The following is an 18,183-nucleotide window of genomic DNA, read 5'->3' on the forward strand; positions in this document are numbered from 1 at the left end:
GTCTGCTCACAGCGACAACTCAGGAAGATCCGACATGACCAACGACACGCGCAGTGAGCACGACCTGTTGGGCAACCGCGATGTTCCGGCCGACGCCTATTACGGCGTTCATACGCTGAGGGCCGTTGAAAATTTTCCGATCACCGGGATTCCGATTTCCATCTATCCCGAACTCATCAGTGCGCTTGCCGCGATCAAGCAGGCGGCGGCACTGTCGAATATGGAGCTGGGGCTGCTCGACAAGCTACGCGGCGATGCGATCATCGCTGCCTGCGAGGAAATTCGCGCCGGCCGTCTGCATGACCAGTTCGTGGTGGACGTCATCCAGGGCGGCGCCGGCACCTCTACCAACATGAACGCGAATGAGGTGATCGCCAATCGTGCGCTGGAAATTCTCGGCCACGGCAAGGGCGACTATGGGTACCTGCACCCGAACGAACAGGTCAACATGAGCCAGAGCACCAACGACGTGTATCCCACGGCGTTGAAGATCGCGACCTATCACGGCGTGTTTCACCTGATCGATGCGATGGCCGTGTTGCGCCAGGGTTTCGAACGCAAGGCCGAAGAGTTCAAGGATGTCCTGAAAATGGGCCGTACCCAGTTGCAGGATGCGGTGCCCATGACGCTCGGTCAGGAGTTCAGCACTTACGGCGTTATGATCGGCGAAGACGAGGACCGGTTGCGCGAGGCAGCTCTGCTGATTTGCGAGATCAACATGGGTGCGACAGCCATCGGCACCGGGATCACGTCCCATCCGGACTACGCGCGTCTGGTCTGCCATCATCTCGTCGCCATCACGGGAATGCCGCTGGTCACCGCTGTAAACCTGATCGAAGCCACGCAGGATTGCGGTGCGTTCGTGCAGTTGTCCGGCGTGCTCAAGCGGGTGGCCGTCAAGATTTCCAAGATCTGCAATGACCTCCGGCTGCTGTCGAGCGGCCCGCGCGCCGGTTTCAACGAGATCAATCTGCCGGCGGTACAGGCAGGTTCCTCGATCATGCCGGGCAAGGTAAACCCGGTTATTCCCGAGGTCGTGAATCAGGTTGCGTTCGAGGTGATCGGCAACGATCTCACGGTGACCTTCGCCGCAGAGGCTGGCCAGCTTCAGCTCAACGCGTTCGAGCCGATCATCGCGCACAGCCTGTTCAAGAGCGTCAGTCATATGCGGGAGGCTTGCCTGACACTGGAAAAACGTTGTGTCGCGGGTATCACCGCGAACCGCGAACGTCTCCGTGCCTATGTCGAGAATTCGATCGGCCTCGTCACTGCGCTCAATCCCTATATCGGCTACGCCAATGCCACCGCCGTCGCGGTGGAGGCCCATGCGACCGGCCGCAGCGTCTACGATCTGGTGCTGGAAAAAGGTTTGCTACCCGCAGCGACCCTTGCCGCCATTCTCCACCCCGACGTACTCACCAAGCCCCAGAGCATGTTGATCCGCGAATGAAGGCCGCATCGGCCCGGCGCGATCAACGCGTGGGCATCTGCGCGACCGCCAGCATCGCTGCGACATAGCCGTACGGTCCGAGACCGCAGATCACAGCGGTGGCAGCCTGCGAGAGCACCGAATGGCGATGATACTTGTCGCGCGCGTGGATGTTCGAAATGTGCAGCTCCACGATCGGTCCCTCGAACGCTTTCATCGCGTCGAGCATGGCGATCGATGTGAACGAATAGCCCGCGGGATTGATGATGATGGCGTCGGCATCCTGACGGGCCGACTGGATGAGGTCGACCAGAATGCCCTCGTGGTTCGACTGGTGGAACGCCAGCGTCAATTTGAGTTTGACCGCCTGTTCCTCACAGCTGGCCTTGATCTGGTCGAGCGTGGTGGTTCCGTAGATATGCGGCTCCCGCACGCCGAGCAGGTTGAGGTTGGGACCGTTGAGGATCATCACGCGTTTCATTATCGAACTTCCTTCTAGCCGCCGAGCCACTTCGCCGGCACCATCACGAGCGACGGAAACAGCGTCAGCAGCGCCAGCACCACCAATTGTGCGATCATGAACGGCCAGACGCCGCGCATGATCTCGTCCATGCTCACCTTCGCCACGCCGCACACCACATTGAGCACTACGCCGACAGGCGGCGTGATCAGTCCGATCGCGTTGTTGATGATGAACAGCACCCCGAAATAGACCGGGTCGATGCCGGCCTCGCGGACGATGGGCATGAGCACGGGCGTCAGGATCAGGATGGTCGGGGTCATGTCGAGCGCCGTGCCGACGATGACGACGATGATCATCAACACGATCATCAGCAGCGTCTGGTTGCCCATGAAGGGGCGGGCGAGTTCGACGATCTGGCCGGAAATTTCGGCCACCGTGATCAGCCACGATGACACGAGTGCTGCCGCGACCAGGAACATCACCACGGCGGTAATCTGGGCCGAACTGATCAGGATGTTCATCAGCTGCGCCAGCGTCAGCTCGCGATAGACGAACGTTGCCACGATGAACGAGTAGACCGCAACAACGACGGCAGCTTCGGTCGGTGTGAAGATGCCGAAGCGGAGGCCGACGATGATGATCATTGGCAGCATCAAGGCCCAGAAGCCGTCGATCAACGCGCGAAAGATCTGCGCCAGGCTCTGGCGCGGCGGACTCACCGAGTTCTCATTGCGTGCAACCCACCACCAGGCAAAGCACAGGCTGCCACCGAGCATCAGGCCGGGCACCACGCCGGCGAGAAACAGTTTTGAGATGGAAACGCCGGCGGCAACGCCGAAGATCACGAATCCGATCGAAGGCGGGATCACCGGCGCGATGATTCCGCCGGCGGCAACGAGGCCGGCCGCGGAGGCGCGGTTATGCCCGGCCGCAACCATCATCGGGACCAGCAATGCGCCGAGCGCGGCGGCGTCGGCAACGGCCGACCCGGATAGCGATGCCAGGATGCACGAGGTCAGGATCGCGACATAGCCGAGGCCGCCGCGCAAATGGCCGACAAGGGCGATGGCGAAGTTCAGGATGCGGCGGGCGAGGCCACCGGTGTTCATGATCTCGCCGGCCAGGATGAAAAACGGCACCGCCATCAGCGGGAAGGAATCGACGCCATTGATGACGTTCTGCGCGATGATCTGGGAATCGAATATATCCAGATAGGTCATCAGCGCGACGCCGCAAATGATCAGGGCGAATGCGATCGGCATACCGATGGCCATCGCGCCGAGCAGCGAGAAGGTGAAGATGCTGATGGTCATCGGCGGTCGTTCCCGTTGGCGTGAGACGACGTTGCCGGGACATGCTCCTCGGACTCGCTGATAGCGATCAGCTCCGATGTGGCGAGCTGGCCGCTGAACAGGCGATAGAGGTCATGCAGCAGGATCGGGATCGAGGCAACGCCGAAGACGAGACCTGCGGCGTAGAACAGGCCGACGGAGAGACCGGAGGCGGGCGCCGTCGTGTCCCAGTTCAGCACCGTCTGTTTCCACGAGCCTTCGGTGAGCAATACAGAGGCGTAGAGCATCAGTATGTGACTGAGCGCGTAGCAGATCTTGCGGCCCGTGGGTGACAGCAGCTTCACGAAACTGTCGACCCCGAGATGGGCGTGTTCGCGGAGGCCGACGATGGCGCCGAGAAACACCATCCAGACGAACAGCCAGCGCGACAGCTCCTCGGAAATGGCGATGCCCGAGTTGAAGACGTAACGTAGAACCACATTGCCGAATACCAGGATCACCATGGCGGCGAGCAACACCGCCATGACGATCTTGATCGACCGGTAATAGGCTTCGACGATCATGCTTGTCGCAGTAGTTGATGAAGCGGGCATGGATGCTTTCGCAGTGAGCGTGGGGTCGCCGCGTAGTGACGGTTGGTGATGCGCGGCTCAGTCCTTGTGAACGCGCTCAAGTTCGCTGTTGAACAGCTTGACGATCTCCTGATCGTAGTCGGCGGAGAATTTTGCCGCGATCGGCTTGGTCTTGTCGCGCATCTTCGCAAGCTCGGCCGGAGCGATCTCGTTGACCTCCATGCCCTTGGCCTTCAGCTCGCCGATGGAAGCCGCTGCGGCATCGCGGCTGACCTTGCGCTGATAGTCGCGGGCCTCGTTGGCAGCATCCTGCAGGATCTTTTGCTCGTCCTTGGAGAGCTTGTCCCAGAACACCTTGCTGACCAGGATGATGTTGGTCGAATAGGTGTGGTTGGTGACGCTGAGATATTTCTGCACCTCATAGAACTTGTTCGACAGGATCACCGAGAACGGATTTTCCTGGCCGTCGACAGTGCGGGTTTCCAGCGCGGTGTAGAGCTCGGAGAAGCTCATCGGCACCGGATTGGCGTTGAACGCCTTGAAGGTCTCCAGATAGACCGGGTTCGGGATCACGCGGATCTTGATGCCGTCGAGATCCTCGCCTTTGGTGATCGGGCGGCGGCTGTTGGTGACGTTGCGGAAGCCGAGATCCCAGTAGCCGAGACCGATGAGGCCTTTCTCCGGCAGCTTGGCAAGCAGGGCCGAGCCGAGCGGGCCGTCCAGCAGCGCGTCGGCCTGTTTCGGCGTCGAGACGATGAACGGGAAATCGATCAGCCCGTAATCCTTGACGATGCCGACCAGCGAGGTCGTCGCGGGCGACTGCATTTCCTGAGTGCCGGCGCGCAGCGCGGATTGCTGCTGCATCTCGGAGCCAAGCTGGTTGGCGGGATATTCGCGCACCTTCATCTTGCCACCGCTCTTGGCCGCAACGAGTTCGGTGAACTTCTGCACGCCCTTGCTGACGGGATGATCGGTGTTGTTGAGGTGACCCCAGCGGATCGTGCGCTCCTGCACCTGCGCGGATGCAGGGCCGCCGGCGATGGCGAGGGTGGCGGCGATAGCGGCAAGCCAGACGGCGGACTTCGGGTGTACGGACATGTTGAAGCTCCCTTGGATGGTATTTTTACTTCTTAGCGTCACCGTCATCTACGACAAAACAAAAATCAACCGATATTTTACATTATCTATGATGATTTGTGTCTGAGGCGCGGGGTGATGTATGGTGGCGCAGCGCGACCATTCCTCGTCACCAGGACCTTTCATGCTGGATACCCCCATTGCGGACCGCGCCGGAGAGACCGTCGGCGACAGCGCCTATCGGCGTATCCGCAACGACGTGATTTTCGGCAATCTCGAGCCCGGCCAGAAGCTGAAGCTGGAGAAGATGAGCGTTGCCTATGGCACCAGCGTCAGCACGCTGCGCGAGACGCTGAACCGGCTGTGTTCGGAAGGCTTTGTCGTCGCAGAGGGCCAGCGCGGCTTCGAGGTCACCTCGATCTCGGCCACGGAATTCCAGCAGATCGCCGAATTGCGCGAACTGCTCGAGGGCCATGCCATCGAGCAGTCCTTCAAATCAGGCGATCTCGACTGGGAGGCGCTGGTGGTCTCGGCTCATCACAAGCTGTCCGCCATGGAAAAGGCCATGCTGGCCGGCGACAAGTCGAAGACCGAGGCCTGGAAGCAGTGCGACTGGCAATTTCACCGTGCGCTGATCGCGGCCTGTGGATCGCAGGTCCTGCTCGATGCGCTGTCGGCGGCTTACGACAAGTATCTGCGCTACCAGATGCTCGCCGTCGTGTTTCGCGGCGAGGTCGCCGCGGTCGAGCATCGCGAGCTGATGAACGCTGCGCTGGCACGGGATTCCGCGAAGGCGCGAAAACTGCTGCACACCCACATCCATGACTGCGTGAAACATGCGCTTGGCAATTCGGATTGGCTGAGACCGGCTCCGTCGCGGCAGCAGACCATCCAGCAGCGCAGGAAACCGAAAACCTAGAACGGTTCGTCGTTGGGAGTCCGTTTCTTCTTTCTTCCCGGACGCTCCCAGACGACGCCCGGAAAGTCCTTGAGCGGAACCAGCGGCTCGCCGGTGTAGGTCCACTCCTGCAATTCCTCGATTCCGATATGATAAAGCGGCTGCCGGCCGGTGCGGCTTTCGAACAATGCGCGGGGAATGTTGACCATGTGCGGCGAGCGGGCGCGCTCGTAAAATAGTGGCGTGCCGCATCGCGCGCAGAAGCTTCGCGCTGTTCCCGACGCCTTGTCTTCAAAGCGTGTGATCTCCGCTTCGCCTGCGGTGAGGCGGAAACGCCTGCGCCAGCTGCCGACATAGGTGGCATAGGCCGCGCCATGCGCCTGCCGTGTTGCGCGGGAATGATCGTGCCACGCCCAGCGCGCCGGAAAATCGATTTCGAACTGAACCGTGCCGCACAGGCAACGGCCCCTGACCGGACCGCCGGGTGCGATCTTCTCCGGCTTCTTCATCGCGATTGCTCCCGGGGTGCCGCCAGCGCGCTAGCCAAACCCTTTCAGCCATTCCCCCATCTCATGGAGCGCGGTGTTTGCCTTGGGCAGGATCTTGCCCATGGTGATGAAGCCGTGGAATTGCCCGGGATAGGTTTTGTAGGCCACGGCGACGCCGGCGTCTGACAGGCGCCTGGCATATTCGTCGCCTTCGTCACGCAGCGGATCGGCGCCGGCGGTCAGCACATAGGCCGGCGGGAGGTCCTTCAGGTTCTCCACGCGGGCAGGTGACGCCCGCCAGTTGTCCACGTCGGCCTTGCTGGTGAGATAGTGGTCGGCGAACCAGCGAATGACGTTGTGCGTCAACAGGCAACTCGTCTCCGGCTCGCTGTGAGAGGGATGGCTCATGCGGAAATCGGTGGCGGGATAGATCAGCAACTGGCCGGCGAGCTTGGGCCCGCCATTGTCCCGCGCATCGATGGCGACGATGGCGGCGAGATTGCCGCCGGCGCTGTCGCCGCCGACGCTGATCTGCTTCGCATCCACATTGAGCTGCACGGCATTGTCGGAAATCCAGCGCGTTGCGGCGATGGCGTCGTCGATGGCTGCCGGAAACTTGTTCTCCGGCGCGAGGCGATAGTCGACCGAGATGACGATCATCTCGCCTTCATGGGCGAGGATGCGACACACCACGTCGTGGCTGTCGAGATCGCCGATCACCCAGCCGCCGCCGTGGAAGAACACGAGGCATGGCGACATCCCGTCCTTTTTCCGTAGGGTCTTTGGTGTGTAGAGGCGCACGGGAATAGTGCCGGCCGGGCCGGGCACCGTCATGGATGTCACCGACGCCAGTTCCGGCGGTTCGGGATTGGCGACCGGGCGCGCTTTCAAATACCACTCGCGCGCTTCCTGCGGCGAGATGGTCTCATAGGGCGGACGGCCGGCATCGCGAAAGACGTTGAGAACGGCAGCGGCATCGGGATCGAGAACAACGGGCATGTGATCTGCTCTTGGTTTTCTTGATGTTTAAGCGGAGGTGCGGCCGCCATCGACGGTGTAAGCGGAGCCGGTGACGTAGCTCGCATCGTCGGAGGCGAGGAAGGCGACGATCGGGGCGACTTCCCGGGCAAGACCGAGCCGGCGCTGCGGCACGCGATCGACGACCTTCTCGACCGGGGCAGGCGCCCCGCGGCCGACGCGGGCATCCACAATCGCCGACAGCATGCGGCTGTCGATCAGGCCGGGACAGACGCAGTTCACGCGCACATTGGTGCCGGTGCATTCCTGCGCCGCGCTCTTGGTGAGGCCGATCACTGCGTGTTTGCTGGCGCTGTAGACGGCGACTTCGGCCGAGCCGATCACGCCGGCGATGGAGGCGGTGTTGATGATCGAGCCCTTGTTGGCCTTCAGCATCACTGGCAGCACGTGCTTCATGCCGAGAAAGACGCCGACCACATTGACGTCGAGCACTCGCCGGAAGTCGGTGAGCGACATCTTCACGATGGGCGTGATCGTGCCCTCGATGCCGGCATTGTTGTAGAAAATGTCGATGGTGCCGAAGCGTTTCACCGTGGCGGCGACATAGCCGATGACGTCTTCCTCGCTCGTCACGTCGGCGGCGAGAGCGAGCGCTTCGGCGGAGGCGGGGAGTTCTGCGACGGCGCGTTTCAAGGCGGTGGCATCGCGATCCACCGCGACGATTTTGGCGCCGCGCGCCGCCAGTAGCTTGATGGTCTCGGTGCCGATTACCCCGGCCGCGCCGGTGACGACGGCGATTCTGCCGTCCAGACGGATTCCGTCAGTCATCTTGAACGTTCTCCCCATGCTCCGGTTTGTTCCGGATTGATGGCTAGTCGCGTATCGCGCGCCTGCCTGATGTGGACTATTTCACGGGGAGAATGACCTGACCAGCCGGGCGGTATGGGGAGCAGGGTGCCCTTTCGCCGCCGCATTCGGCGTGTTAACCGGAGGCGATTACGCGGCCATTCTCCTACAATGTCGCGAGCCTGATTCTCGATTGAGCCGCGCCGCATGTTGCGAACCCTGACCATTGCCGGATTTGCGGCCCTTTTGGCCGCCACCTCACTGTCGCCTGCACCTGTGCAGGCGCAGTTCGGTCCGCTGTTCGGCGACACGCCGCCGCGCCCGCCCGGGGCCGTGCCGCGTGGCCAGCAACCCCCGCCGCCCATGGACGACGAGGAAGAGGTGCCGGAACTGCCGCAGGGCCGTCTGTTGCCGACCCGTCCCGGCATGGGCGCACCGCCGCCCGGCGCCGTGCAGTCGCAGCCTCTGGCGCCGCCGCCCGGCAGCAACACCACTATCGTTCCGCAGAACCCGCCGGGGCAGGGACAGGCCCAGCAGCCGGCCGCGCCAGGGCAGCAACAGCCCGGCGTCGCCAACGCGCCGCCTGCCGCCGCTCCCGGTGGCCGTCAGCCGCCGAAGGTGGCGCCGCCGACGCCTGCCACGCTGCAGCCCGGCGATGAAGTCGTCACCGAGCCGCCGGCGCAGAAGATCGTCAACAAGAAGGCCAGCTTCTCGGGCCTCGACAAGATCACCGGCCGCATCATCAATTTCGACGCCGATATCGGCGAGACCGTGCAATTCGGCGCGCTCCGCGTGAAGACCGATGCCTGCTACACGCGTCCGGCGACCGAGGCCGCGAATACAGACGCCTTCGTCGAGGTCGATGAAATCACGCTGCAGGGCGAGGTGAAGCGCATCTTCTCCGGCTGGATGTTTGCGGCCAGTCCGGGTCTGCACGGCGTCGAGCACCCGATCTACGACATCTGGCTGACCGATTGTAAGCAGCCGGAAGCCACGGTTGCGACGACACAGCCCGACGCCCCGCGTGCGCCGCCGCCGGCCCAGAAGCGTGCGCCGCCGAAGCAGCAGCCGCGCGCCCAGCAGCAGCCCCTGCAGCCGCCACCGGGCTTCCCGGCGTTCCGGCAGTAAGCACTACGGCGCGTCTTAAGAGGCGCTATTCCGTCCCGCGATGATGTCCAGCACCGTCGCGCCCTTGAGCGGGAAATCCATCGGCAGTCTGTCGAACTCCGCAATGCCGTCGAGCGACGCGTCGAGCAGCTTGCGATAGCGGGCTCGCGGCACTTCCTGTGCGCCGAAGCTCAGCAGGTGATCGGTGACATATTGGGTGTCGAGCAGCTTGAAATCGCCGGCGATCAGCCGGGCGACCAGATGCACCAGCGCCACCTTCGAGGCGTCGCGCGCATGATGAAACATGCTCTCGCCGAAGAACGCGCGGCCGAGCGAGACGCCATACAGGCCACCGGCCAGCGTGTCGTCCTGCCAGATTTCGACGCTGTGCGCGTGGCCCATCTCATGGAGCTCGCCATAGAGATCGCGGATACGCGTGTTGATCCAGGTGTCCTCCCGGCCCGGCTTTGGCGCAGCACATTCGGCCATCACGCGCTTGAAGGCGGTGTTGACGGTCACGGTGAAAACATCGGAACGCACCGTGCGGGCGAGGCGTGAACTGATGCGAAACCCATCCAACGGAATGACGCCGCGCTGCTCAGGCTCGACCCAGAACAGGCCGGGATCGTCGGCGCTTTCCGACATCGGGAAGATGCCGCAGGCATAGGCGCGCAGCAGCAGTTCGGGCGTGACCTCGGAAGAGGCGGAGTCGCGTGAGCTCATGCGGCCAGCATAGCAGGCGGAGGCGGCGCGGGCGACGGTCTCGGCGCTCAACAGGCGCTGAGCGGATTGAGGGTGCCTCGGAGGATCGGAATCACGAACCAAGCAATGCTTATGCCCGGCATTTGGCTTACTTATTGGATCGGTCCTGGTCGCGCAGGGCACACTGACGCCAACGCGGGCTGATCAATCTGGAACCGCTCAACAACCGGCCTGGCGCGCCCGATTGTTGCTTGATTGTTCGGACGACGGGCATAGCTATCAGGATGCAGGCAGGGAGCCTGTTCACCATGACGAATATCGTGACAATCGACGGCAAGGCATCGACCAGATCGACAACGCCTCATCGGGTGGTCGTTGTCGGTGCCGGCTTCGGCGGGCTGGAGACCGTGTATCGGCTGACTGGCGCCGATGTCAGCATTACCATTGTCGATAGCCGCAATCATCACCTGTTTCAGCCGCTGCTGTATCAGGTCGCGACCGCATCGCTGGCGACGTCGGAGATCGCCTGGCCGATCCGTTATCTGTTGCGTGGACGCAAGGATGTGACGACATTGCTCGGCACCGTGACCGGCGTGGATGCGGGGGCGCGCCGGGTATTGCTCGATGACGGGCAGGCGCTGCCCTATGACACGCTGGTGCTCGCCACAGGTGCCGGCCATGCCTATTTCGGCCATGATGAATGGGAGCCGTTCGCGCCGGGCCTCAAGACGCTGGAAGACGCGACCACGCTGCGCCGCCGTATTCTCACGGCCTTTGAGCGTGCCGAACGCGAGAGCGATCCTGTCAAGCGCGCGGCGCTGCTCACCTTCGTAATCATCGGCGCCGGGCCGACAGGTGTCGAACTCGCCGGCACCATCGCGGAGCTCGCGCGGGTGACGCTGCCGGAAGATTTTCGCAATATCAATACGCGCGAGACGCGCGTGGTGCTGATCGAGGCGGGGACACGCGTGCTCGCTGGATTTCCGGAGGATCTGTCGGCCTATGCGCAACGCTCGTTAGAGAAGCTCGGCGTTGAAGTCGCGCTCGGACATGCCGTGTCCGATTGCAACATCGATGGCGTTGTCTATGGCGACAAGGCACTCGGCGCCAGGACGATCATCTGGGCGGCAGGCGTGCGCGCGTCGCCGGCTGCCGAATGGTTGGGCGTTGCCGCTGATCGCGCCGGACGTCTGCAGGTCAACCCGGATCTTACAGTGCCGGGTCATCCCGAGATATTCGCTGTCGGTGACACCGTGACCATTGCTGCTCCTGATGGCAAGCCGGTACCTGGCATTGCTCCGGCAGCAAAGCAGGAAGGGCGCTATGTGGCGTCAGCAATCAAACAACGTCTGCGCGACGAGACGCCCGCACCGTTTCGCTATTCGCACGACGGCAGTCTCGCACAGATCGGCAAGAAGCTCGCCGTGATCGACTTCGGCCGCGTCAGGCTGCGCGGCGCGCTGGCGTGGTGGATCTGGGGCATCGCCCATATCTATTTCCTGATCGGGCTGCGCAATCGTCTTGCCGTTGCGATCAACTGGCTCTGGATCCACACGCTGGATCAGCGCGGCGCGCGGCTGATCACACAGGGGCGTGCCGTGGTCGACAGCCAATCCGTGCCGTCGCATAGCGGCGAGGAGAAGCGCGTCAGTTCGGCGCGCTGAAATCTCGGGACGGTTGCCAGGGCGGCTTGGCAAAAATAGACGCCATGGATGCCGTCAAGCGTGGGCCGCGGCTGATCCAGCCTGAGAGCGTCGCCTGACTATACGCGCTGGCGAGCTACGCGCACCCAATGTGCTGGTAATCGGCAGTGGCAGCTTCACTCATAATCAGTCGTCGGCTTGCTCCCCATGCGGTGAAGAAAACCATCCGATAGACGAGCATTTCCTGCCACTCCATGTCGCGTTCGGGGCTGCCGGCGCAACGCCGCGCGTGACCTAGCTACATGACAGCGCGACGTTTGCTGCGGATGCGAAAGGAAAGAGAGGCGCGCTCTAAGATGGTGATACATGCGGCGCAGATCGCGTTGGCGGTTGCTCGCCGGGCAACAACTGGTGTTACGTTGCTGGACGTATTGTCGCAGGTACGGCGGCTCGGCTCGCCGGAGGAGATGCCGTGTCGTTGAGCTGGAAGAAGATCGCACCTCTCGCTGTCTGGCTGGTGCTGTACGTCATCCCGATTCCGGCAGGGCTTGTCGCCAATCAGTGGCATTATTTTGCCGTTTTCGCTGCGGTGATTACCGGCCTGATCCTGGAATCCATGCCCGTTGGCGCGGTCGGTCTGATCGGTCTGACCTTTGCGGGCGTGATGGGATATGTCGAACACGATCCTAACAAGTCGTTGCGCTGGATGCTGAGCGGATTCTCCGAAAGCACGGTGTGGCTGATCGTCGGCGCCTTCGTATTCTCGATCGGCTATCGCAAGAGCGGGCTTGGCAGGCGTCTGGCCTTGCTGCTGGTTCGCGGCCTCGGGCGCAACACGGTGGGACTGGGTTACGCCGTTGCACTGTCCGATCTCGTTCTCGCGCCCGCGACGCCATCGAACACCGCGCGCAGCGGCGGCACGGTCTATCCGATTGTGAGCAACATCCCGAAGATCTACGGGTCGGAGCCGGGTCCGACAGCCGGCAGGATCGGAACCTATGTGATGTGGACCGCATTCGCGGCGACTGCAGTCACGAGCTCGATGTTCCTCACTGCGCTTGCGCCCAATGCGGCTGCACTGAGCATCGCCAAGAAGATCGTGAGCGTGGACGTCGGCTGGTCACAGTGGTTCATCGGCTTCGCGCCGCTCGGCGTGCCGCTGATTTTGCTTCTGCCACTGCTGAGCTACGCAATTTGCCGACCGGAGGTGAAAGAAAGCCCGGAGATCGTGGCGTGGAGCGCGAGCGAACTCGCGTCGATGGGGCCGTTGTCGCGCAGTGAATGGATCATGGCCGGGCTGGTCGTGCTTGCGATGTTCCTGTGGATCACCGGATCCAATCCCGACATCTCGCTGCCTGGCGTCGGTTCGAACTTCATCAATGCGACCATGGTGGTGTTCGTTGTGATCTCGCTAATGCTCGTCACCGGCGTCATCACGTTTTCCGACATCATCGCCGAGAAAGCAGCGTGGGAGGTGTTTTTCTACTTCACATCGCTGCTGACGTTGTCATCCGGCCTCAACGACATCGGCTTCATCAAATGGGCCGCCGCCGGCCTGGCGGCTCCACTCGCCACATTCAGCCCGACCATTGCGATGATCCTGCTGGTCTCGATCTTCTTCTGGATTCACTATTTTTTCTCGAGCATTACGGCGCACGCGGCGGCGATGCTGCCTGTCGTGCTGGCGGTGGGGTCGAGCATTCCCGGAATCCCGATGTCGACCCTGACACTGCTCTGCATCTATTCGCTTGGCCTGATGGGCGTGATCTCGCCCTATGCCACCGGACCAGCACCGATGTATTTTGGCAGCGGCTATATCGGCAAGGCCGACTTCTGGAAGTTTGGCCTGATCTTCGGGCTGATCTATTTCGCCGGCTTGCTGCTGGTCGTAATGCCCTGGCTGCTGATGATCAACTGAGCCACAGTCCAAGGAAGTGTCGCGTGGTAGGAGGCGCCCGCGTGTCGGTGCACCTCGCTACCTGGTGCCGTAAGCACGGTCACCGGCGTCACCGAGACCCGGCTCGATGTAGGCGTGCTCGTTCAGCCGGTCGTCGATCGCCGCGGTCCAGATCGGGACGTCCGGATGATAGCCGCGCAGACGTTCGATGCCTTCGGGGGCGGCCAGCAAGCAGACAAAGCGGATGTCCTTGGCGCCGCGCTCCTTGATGCGATCGATGGCGGCCACCGCGGTGTTTGCCGTGGCCAGCATCGGATCGATCACGATCACGAGACGCTCGTCGAGATTGGTCGGCGCCTTGAAGAAGTACTCCACGGCGACAAATGTTTCGGGATCGCGATAGAGGCCGATATGCGCGATACGCGCTGACGGGACGAGGCCGATCATGCCTTCGACGAAAGAGAGGCCTGCGCGAAGGATCGGTGCGAAGACCAGCTTCTTGCCGGCGATTTCCTTGCCGGTCATCTTCATGATCGGCGTTTCGATCTCGACATCGGTAAGCGGCAGGTCGCGCGTCACCTCGTAGCACAGCAGCATGCCGATTTCGTTGAGGAGTTCGCGAAAGCCCTTGGTCGAGCGGTTCTTGTCGCGGATCAGCGTCAGCTTGTGCTGCACCAGCGGGTGATTAACGATCGTGACGCCGTCCATGAACCTCATCCGTTGCGAGAGTGTAAAACCGTCTTTGATCTAGAAAACCGTACCGTCGCTGATGACCTTCACCGGCGGCGAATGATCCTCGCGGCGCTCGCGCGCCAGGATGCGGCCAGCAGCCCATGTGCCTCCTTCGAGCACCTTGGCCAGCGGCAGCGACGTCGCGTCGAGCTTCAGTCTTTGTCGCAGGCCGCCGGCGACGCGGTCAAGTAGCGCCACGGTCAGTGCCCGCCATTCCACCACCAGCGGCGACGATACGTCGTGCTCACGCGCGGCGTCAGCAGGATCGCGGAATTTCAGGACACCACCATCGACGAAAAGACCACCATTGCGATATTCGGCCAGTCCGGTGAGCCCGTCGATATCGGTCACATCGATGTCTGCGGTCTGCAGCGGTTCGATCAGCGAATAGGCCAGCCATTGCGACAGCTTGTGGAGGGGCACAAGGCCGCTCGTCGCATCCGAGGTCGTCATCGCTGGATGCTTCCAGCAGTCGCCGAGCGCGATGCCGTCCAGCGTCAGCCGCGACGGCCAGATCGGACCAAGTTGCAGCAGCAGTTCCGAGAGGATGGTGGGAGCGGGCAGGCGGCCATTGCCAGCCAGCGACGCCAGACGGTCGAACAATCCGCCGGGCCGCGGCCTATCCCTGGTGCCGAACACATCGGGCTTCGACGCCACGTGTTCGCCAAGCCGGCGCAGCAGATCGGCGCGGCCGTCGATGCCGACCATTGGATTGCTGTCGGAGACCTGCATGCCGCGCTTGAGATCGCTGACGTCGAGCTCTGTGAGCTTGCTGGCATCAGCGCGCAGCGGCTGCGCGGGATCGGCAGAGAACGTGCCGCCGGCAAACATCGCAAGGCTCGCGAGACCGAGACCTTCGGAGCGGCCGATGGCCGCGCCGGTTTGGGGATCGGTATAGCGCCAGGTTGGACCGGCCCCGGCATCGAGGAACACGCTGGTGATGGCGAGATCGAATTCCGCGCGTCCGCGTGCCGCGCGATCAGGCCATGAAATGCCATCTGCGACATCGGCCCAGCGATTGTCGCCGGCATTGACGAAGTGACGCCAGCGCGAATGGAACGGGACATCGAGCGACGGATAGGAGGCGCGCGTCGTGTCCAGCACCAGGTTGATCACGTCGTTCATGCGCGTGAGATCGATACGGAAGTTCGGCAGTTTGTCGTCGAGGCCGAGGTTCAGCATGCGTTGCGCACGGGTGCGCACGGCATGAGCTGACAGTAACGAGAGGGCGGCAGAGGCTTCCGGGGGCTGGGGATTCACTGCTGATATCTCAATACTTCTCAAGCCCGCGACCGACGGAGTCGATCAGATCCTGCGGTGTCACCGGGTGCGGCGTGAAGTAGCCGGCCGCCTTCTTGGCGGCGATCTCCACATGCGCGTCGGCCGGGATCATGTCGTCGGGGATCGGCACGCGCTCGACGATCTCGACGCCCTGACTGGTCAACGCATCATGCTTCATGTCGCTCATGGAAATGAAGCGATCGATGCGCTTGAGGCCGAGCCAGTGCACCACATCCGGCATCAACTGCTGGAAGCGCGCATCCTGCACGCCAGCAACGCATTCGGTGCGTTCGAAATACTGCGCAGCGGCGTCGCCGCCCTCCTGGCGTTTGCGCGCGTTGTAGACGAGGAATTTGGTGACCTCGCCGAGCGCACGGCCTTCCTTGCGGTTGTAGATGATGATGCCGAGACCGCCGGACTGGCCGGCGCGCGCGCATTCCTCGATACCGTGAATCAGATAGGGGCGGCAGGTGCAGATATCGGAGCCGAACACGTCGGAGCCGTTGCACTCGTCGTGAACGCGGCAGGTGATCTTGGTCGTGTGATCCGGTAGCTTGCTGACGTCGCCGAACAGATAGGCGGTAGTCCCGCCGATGGGCGGCAGGAACACCTGCAGGTCAGGCCGCGTCACGAGTTCGGGAAACATGCCCGCGGTCTGTTCGAACAGCTGGCGGCGCAGATTGTTCTCGCTGGTATCAAAGCGTTTGGCGAGACCGGGCAGATACCATACGGGATCGATGGCAATCTTGACGACGGAGACGCTGCCATTGGCATGCACGACGTCGCCGTCGTGTTTGAGGCGACCGCCAGCGATCGCGGCCTGCAGCTCGGGCAGATCGAGCCGCGCCTTGGTGATCGCGATGCTCGGGCGGATATCGATGCCTTCGGCGATCTCGGGCGCAAAGTTCTCGGCAACGAGATGACCCCAGGGATCGAGCGATACGATCTTCTCGGGATCGGTCCATTGTCCGAAAGGCCCGACGACAGCAGCGGGATGGGTGTTTGTGAGGTCGGGGCGCTTCAGCGGATCAAGTGCGCCAGATGAAACCGCGAGCGCGCGATAGACCGAATAGGAGCCACCATGGGTGCCAATGACGTTGCGGTCCTGCGGGCGGGAGACGGTGCCGATGACCGGTCCACGTTCGCGTGCGGAGGCTGCGCCCCACTGGATCGGGAAGTGATGCTTGGCGCCCGGCGCAGGATGCGACGTCAGGCGAATATGATCGATCCGGTTGGAACGGCTCATCGCAAAGGCCCCCTAAAATGGCAACGGCCCGTCTGGAAGGACGGGCCTTATTGCTAAGGAAGCAACTAACTATAACTATCTCCCGAACAAATGCAACAGGGTGAAAGACGCGGTAGCCGGCACGGGACGTCTCGCAAGCTCCGACGCACCCAATATGCGCCGGTTGCCGACAATTTCGGCGCATTCGGGCCTTGTGTCACGCGATCGTCACGGCCAGCATACGCTTTATCAACCATGTTGGAGTGCCTGATATGCGCGCCGTTCTGGATCATTGCAGCGATGGCGTGAAGCACAGCGTTGCGGCGGGCGATACGATCATCCGGGAAGGACAGACAAGCGGGCATTTGTTCGTGCTGATCGAAGGGCAGCTCGATGTCGTCAAGGGCGACACGGTGGTTGCGAGTTTGACCGAACCCGGTGCTGTGGTCGGTGAAATGTCGGTGCTCCTCGAACAGCCGCATACCGCGACCGTGCGCGCCGCGATGGAGACGCAAGTCTATGAATTCGAGAATGCGACGGATTTCTTGCGGGATCACCCGACCGTCGCGCTGATGATCGCGCGGCTGCTGGCGCAGCGGCTCAATGTGGCGACGAGCTATCTTGCCGATATCAAGCAGCAATATGCCGGCCATGGTACGCATCTGTCGATGGTCGGCGAGCTCCTGGACAACATGGTCAACCTGTCGCCGACGAAGGTGTCACCAGGTTCGGATCGGGGCTCGGATCGACACAACGATCCACGGATGTGAGCCATGCGGGCGCGACCTTGATCGGTAACGCCGGACGCTGCAGCGGAGCGTTCAGATCGATATGGTCAGCGCCTTCCGCCGATAGCCAGAATGCTGTGCCGTCATCGAGGTCGAGCACGATGTAAGTTGGCGGCCGACCGAACTGTCGGCCTGCATTGAACACCCAGGTCTCACCAATCCGGTCGTACCATGAGCCGTCTTGGACAAACGGAGACTCATGCACGTGGCCTGAGATCACCATCGCGGGCCGATGCGCCTCGATCCATTGCACCAGTTCGACATCGCCGAAGTAACGCTTGCCGCCCCAGCTCGTCGGCGAGTTGGTCGGCGGTGCGTGATGGACCCAGATCCAGCGTTTTGCGCTTTGTGCGGATGCTTCGCTGAGTTGTTGCACGATACGCTGCTGCACCAGCGGACCGTCCCACCATGGGCAAACCGTGAAGAGCGTATCACCGATGGTGAGACTGTCACCATCACAAGCAATGCCGAGTTGTCTGACATCGCCAACCCATCGCGCGATCTTCTCGCCTTCATCGTTGCGTTCGTCGAGATCGTGATTGCCAGAGCACAGGATCACCTTGGTGCGTTGGGCAAGCAGGCCGAGATACTTTTTCACCACCAAGATTTGAGCGCGGAAGTCGACGACTGAGGCGATATCAAGAGCGTCGCCAGCAAAGATCACGAGGTCGAATTGCGGCGCGACGCTGAGTAGCCAGTCGAACTGGGGCAGCGAATAGTGGAGATCGGCTACGACAAGGCAGCGCATATGAAATCCGAGGTCCG

The 18,183-nt window shown here is 62.3% G+C and carries 18 protein-coding genes; 6 read left to right on the plus strand and 12 right to left on the minus strand.

Annotated features, from left to right (window positions below; genetic code table 11):
- The first annotated feature begins 34 nt into the window (after positions 1–34).
- Positions 35–1,450: an aspartate ammonia-lyase gene (aspA, locus tag AC1DUY_RS00825; RefSeq protein ID WP_478111665.1), complete on the plus strand. Its 1,416-nt coding sequence runs from the start codon at positions 35–37 to the stop codon at positions 1,448–1,450.
- A 22-nt stretch (positions 1,451–1,472) separates the two neighbouring features.
- On the opposite strand, the gene aroQ is transcribed toward aspA, so the two are convergent.
- Genes aroQ through AC1DUY_RS00845 form a run of 4 tightly spaced genes read right to left on the minus strand, consistent with a single transcriptional unit; the run spans position 1,473 to position 4,854 of the window.
- Positions 1,473–1,910, minus strand: a complete 438-nt coding sequence (gene aroQ, locus AC1DUY_RS00830; protein WP_439085052.1) for a type II 3-dehydroquinate dehydratase — start codon at positions 1,908–1,910, stop codon at positions 1,473–1,475.
- 14 nt (positions 1,911–1,924) lie between these two features.
- Positions 1,925–3,205, minus strand: a complete 1,281-nt coding sequence (locus AC1DUY_RS00835) for a TRAP transporter large permease subunit (protein ID WP_068736733.1) — start codon at positions 3,203–3,205, stop codon at positions 1,925–1,927.
- Positions 3,202–3,777 (minus strand): TRAP transporter small permease, encoded by a 576-nt coding sequence (locus AC1DUY_RS00840; RefSeq protein ID WP_478111668.1) that lies wholly within the window; start codon positions 3,775–3,777, stop codon positions 3,202–3,204. Before AC1DUY_RS00840 ends, AC1DUY_RS00835 begins: the two co-directional genes overlap by 4 nt.
- 57 nt (positions 3,778–3,834) lie before the next feature.
- A complete protein-coding gene (locus AC1DUY_RS00845; RefSeq protein ID WP_120289336.1) occupies positions 3,835–4,854 on the minus strand; it encodes a TRAP transporter substrate-binding protein in 1,020 nt (339 codons plus the stop codon).
- Between the two features lie 163 nt (positions 4,855–5,017).
- Between AC1DUY_RS00845 and AC1DUY_RS00850 the strand changes: the two genes are divergently transcribed.
- Complete coding sequence (locus tag AC1DUY_RS00850; protein ID WP_478111670.1) at positions 5,018–5,752, plus strand: GntR family transcriptional regulator; 735 nt, start codon at positions 5,018–5,020, stop codon at positions 5,750–5,752.
- Here the strand turns inward: AC1DUY_RS00850 and AC1DUY_RS00855 are convergent.
- The 3 genes from AC1DUY_RS00855 to AC1DUY_RS00865 are packed head-to-tail and all read right to left on the minus strand — an operon-like array spanning position 5,749 to position 8,025.
- On the minus strand, positions 5,749–6,240 hold the full coding sequence (locus AC1DUY_RS00855) for a GFA family protein (protein WP_478111672.1): 492 nt from the start codon (positions 6,238–6,240) through the stop codon (positions 5,749–5,751). The genes AC1DUY_RS00850 and AC1DUY_RS00855 overlap by 4 nt on opposite strands.
- A gap of 30 nt (positions 6,241–6,270) precedes the next feature.
- Positions 6,271–7,218 carry an alpha/beta hydrolase gene (locus tag AC1DUY_RS00860; RefSeq protein ID WP_478111674.1) on the minus strand — a complete coding sequence of 316 codons (948 nt, stop codon included), beginning with the start codon at positions 7,216–7,218 and terminating at the stop codon, positions 6,271–6,273.
- A 27-nt stretch (positions 7,219–7,245) separates the two neighbouring features.
- Positions 7,246–8,025, minus strand: a complete 780-nt coding sequence (locus AC1DUY_RS00865) for an SDR family NAD(P)-dependent oxidoreductase (RefSeq protein WP_478111676.1) — start codon at positions 8,023–8,025, stop codon at positions 7,246–7,248.
- A 225-nt stretch (positions 8,026–8,250) separates the two neighbouring features.
- Between AC1DUY_RS00865 and AC1DUY_RS00870 the strand changes: the two genes are divergently transcribed.
- The gene (locus AC1DUY_RS00870; RefSeq protein ID WP_115028915.1) at positions 8,251–9,171 is read left to right on the plus strand and encodes a DUF2155 domain-containing protein; all 921 of its coding nucleotides are present in this window, start codon (positions 8,251–8,253) and stop codon (positions 9,169–9,171) included.
- A 15-nt stretch (positions 9,172–9,186) separates the two neighbouring features.
- Here the strand turns inward: AC1DUY_RS00870 and aat are convergent, their stop codons facing one another.
- Positions 9,187–9,873 carry a leucyl/phenylalanyl-tRNA--protein transferase gene (aat, locus tag AC1DUY_RS00875; protein ID WP_478112404.1) on the minus strand — a complete coding sequence of 229 codons (687 nt, stop codon included), beginning with the start codon at positions 9,871–9,873 and terminating at the stop codon, positions 9,187–9,189.
- A 287-nt stretch (positions 9,874–10,160) separates the two neighbouring features.
- Here aat and AC1DUY_RS00880 point away from each other — a divergent pair, with 287 nt between their 5' ends.
- Complete coding sequence (locus AC1DUY_RS00880) at positions 10,161–11,516, plus strand: NAD(P)/FAD-dependent oxidoreductase (protein ID WP_478111679.1); 1,356 nt, start codon at positions 10,161–10,163, stop codon at positions 11,514–11,516.
- 451 nt (positions 11,517–11,967) lie between these two features.
- Positions 11,968–13,413, plus strand: a complete 1,446-nt coding sequence (locus AC1DUY_RS00885; protein WP_478111681.1) for a DASS family sodium-coupled anion symporter — start codon at positions 11,968–11,970, stop codon at positions 13,411–13,413.
- A 57-nt stretch (positions 13,414–13,470) separates the two neighbouring features.
- Here AC1DUY_RS00885 and upp read toward each other — a convergent pair whose 3' ends face one another.
- From upp to AC1DUY_RS00900, 3 genes are read right to left on the minus strand one after another with little or no spacing between them, the layout of a single operon-like run.
- On the minus strand, positions 13,471–14,100 hold the full coding sequence (gene upp / locus AC1DUY_RS00890) for a uracil phosphoribosyltransferase (RefSeq protein ID WP_089264099.1): 630 nt from the start codon (positions 14,098–14,100) through the stop codon (positions 13,471–13,473).
- Between the two features lie 39 nt (positions 14,101–14,139).
- Complete coding sequence (locus AC1DUY_RS00895) at positions 14,140–15,384, minus strand: URC4/urg3 family protein (RefSeq protein WP_478111683.1); 1,245 nt, start codon at positions 15,382–15,384, stop codon at positions 14,140–14,142.
- A 10-nt stretch (positions 15,385–15,394) separates the two neighbouring features.
- Positions 15,395–16,651 (minus strand): GTP cyclohydrolase II, encoded by a 1,257-nt coding sequence (locus tag AC1DUY_RS00900; protein ID WP_478111685.1) that lies wholly within the window; start codon positions 16,649–16,651, stop codon positions 15,395–15,397.
- Positions 16,652–16,902: 251 nt separating this feature from the next.
- Here AC1DUY_RS00900 and AC1DUY_RS00905 point away from each other — a divergent pair, with 251 nt between their 5' ends.
- Positions 16,903–17,400: a Crp/Fnr family transcriptional regulator gene (locus AC1DUY_RS00905; protein ID WP_309946016.1), complete on the plus strand. Its 498-nt coding sequence runs from the start codon at positions 16,903–16,905 to the stop codon at positions 17,398–17,400.
- Here the strand turns inward: AC1DUY_RS00905 and AC1DUY_RS00910 are convergent.
- Positions 17,327–18,166 (minus strand): metallophosphoesterase family protein, encoded by an 840-nt coding sequence (locus tag AC1DUY_RS00910; RefSeq protein ID WP_093758389.1) that lies wholly within the window; start codon positions 18,164–18,166, stop codon positions 17,327–17,329. The two genes, AC1DUY_RS00905 and AC1DUY_RS00910, sit on opposite strands and share 74 nt — an antisense overlap.
- Positions 18,167–18,183: the final 17 nt, after the last annotated feature.

This window comes from Tardiphaga sp. P4_G1, assembly GCF_056401215.1.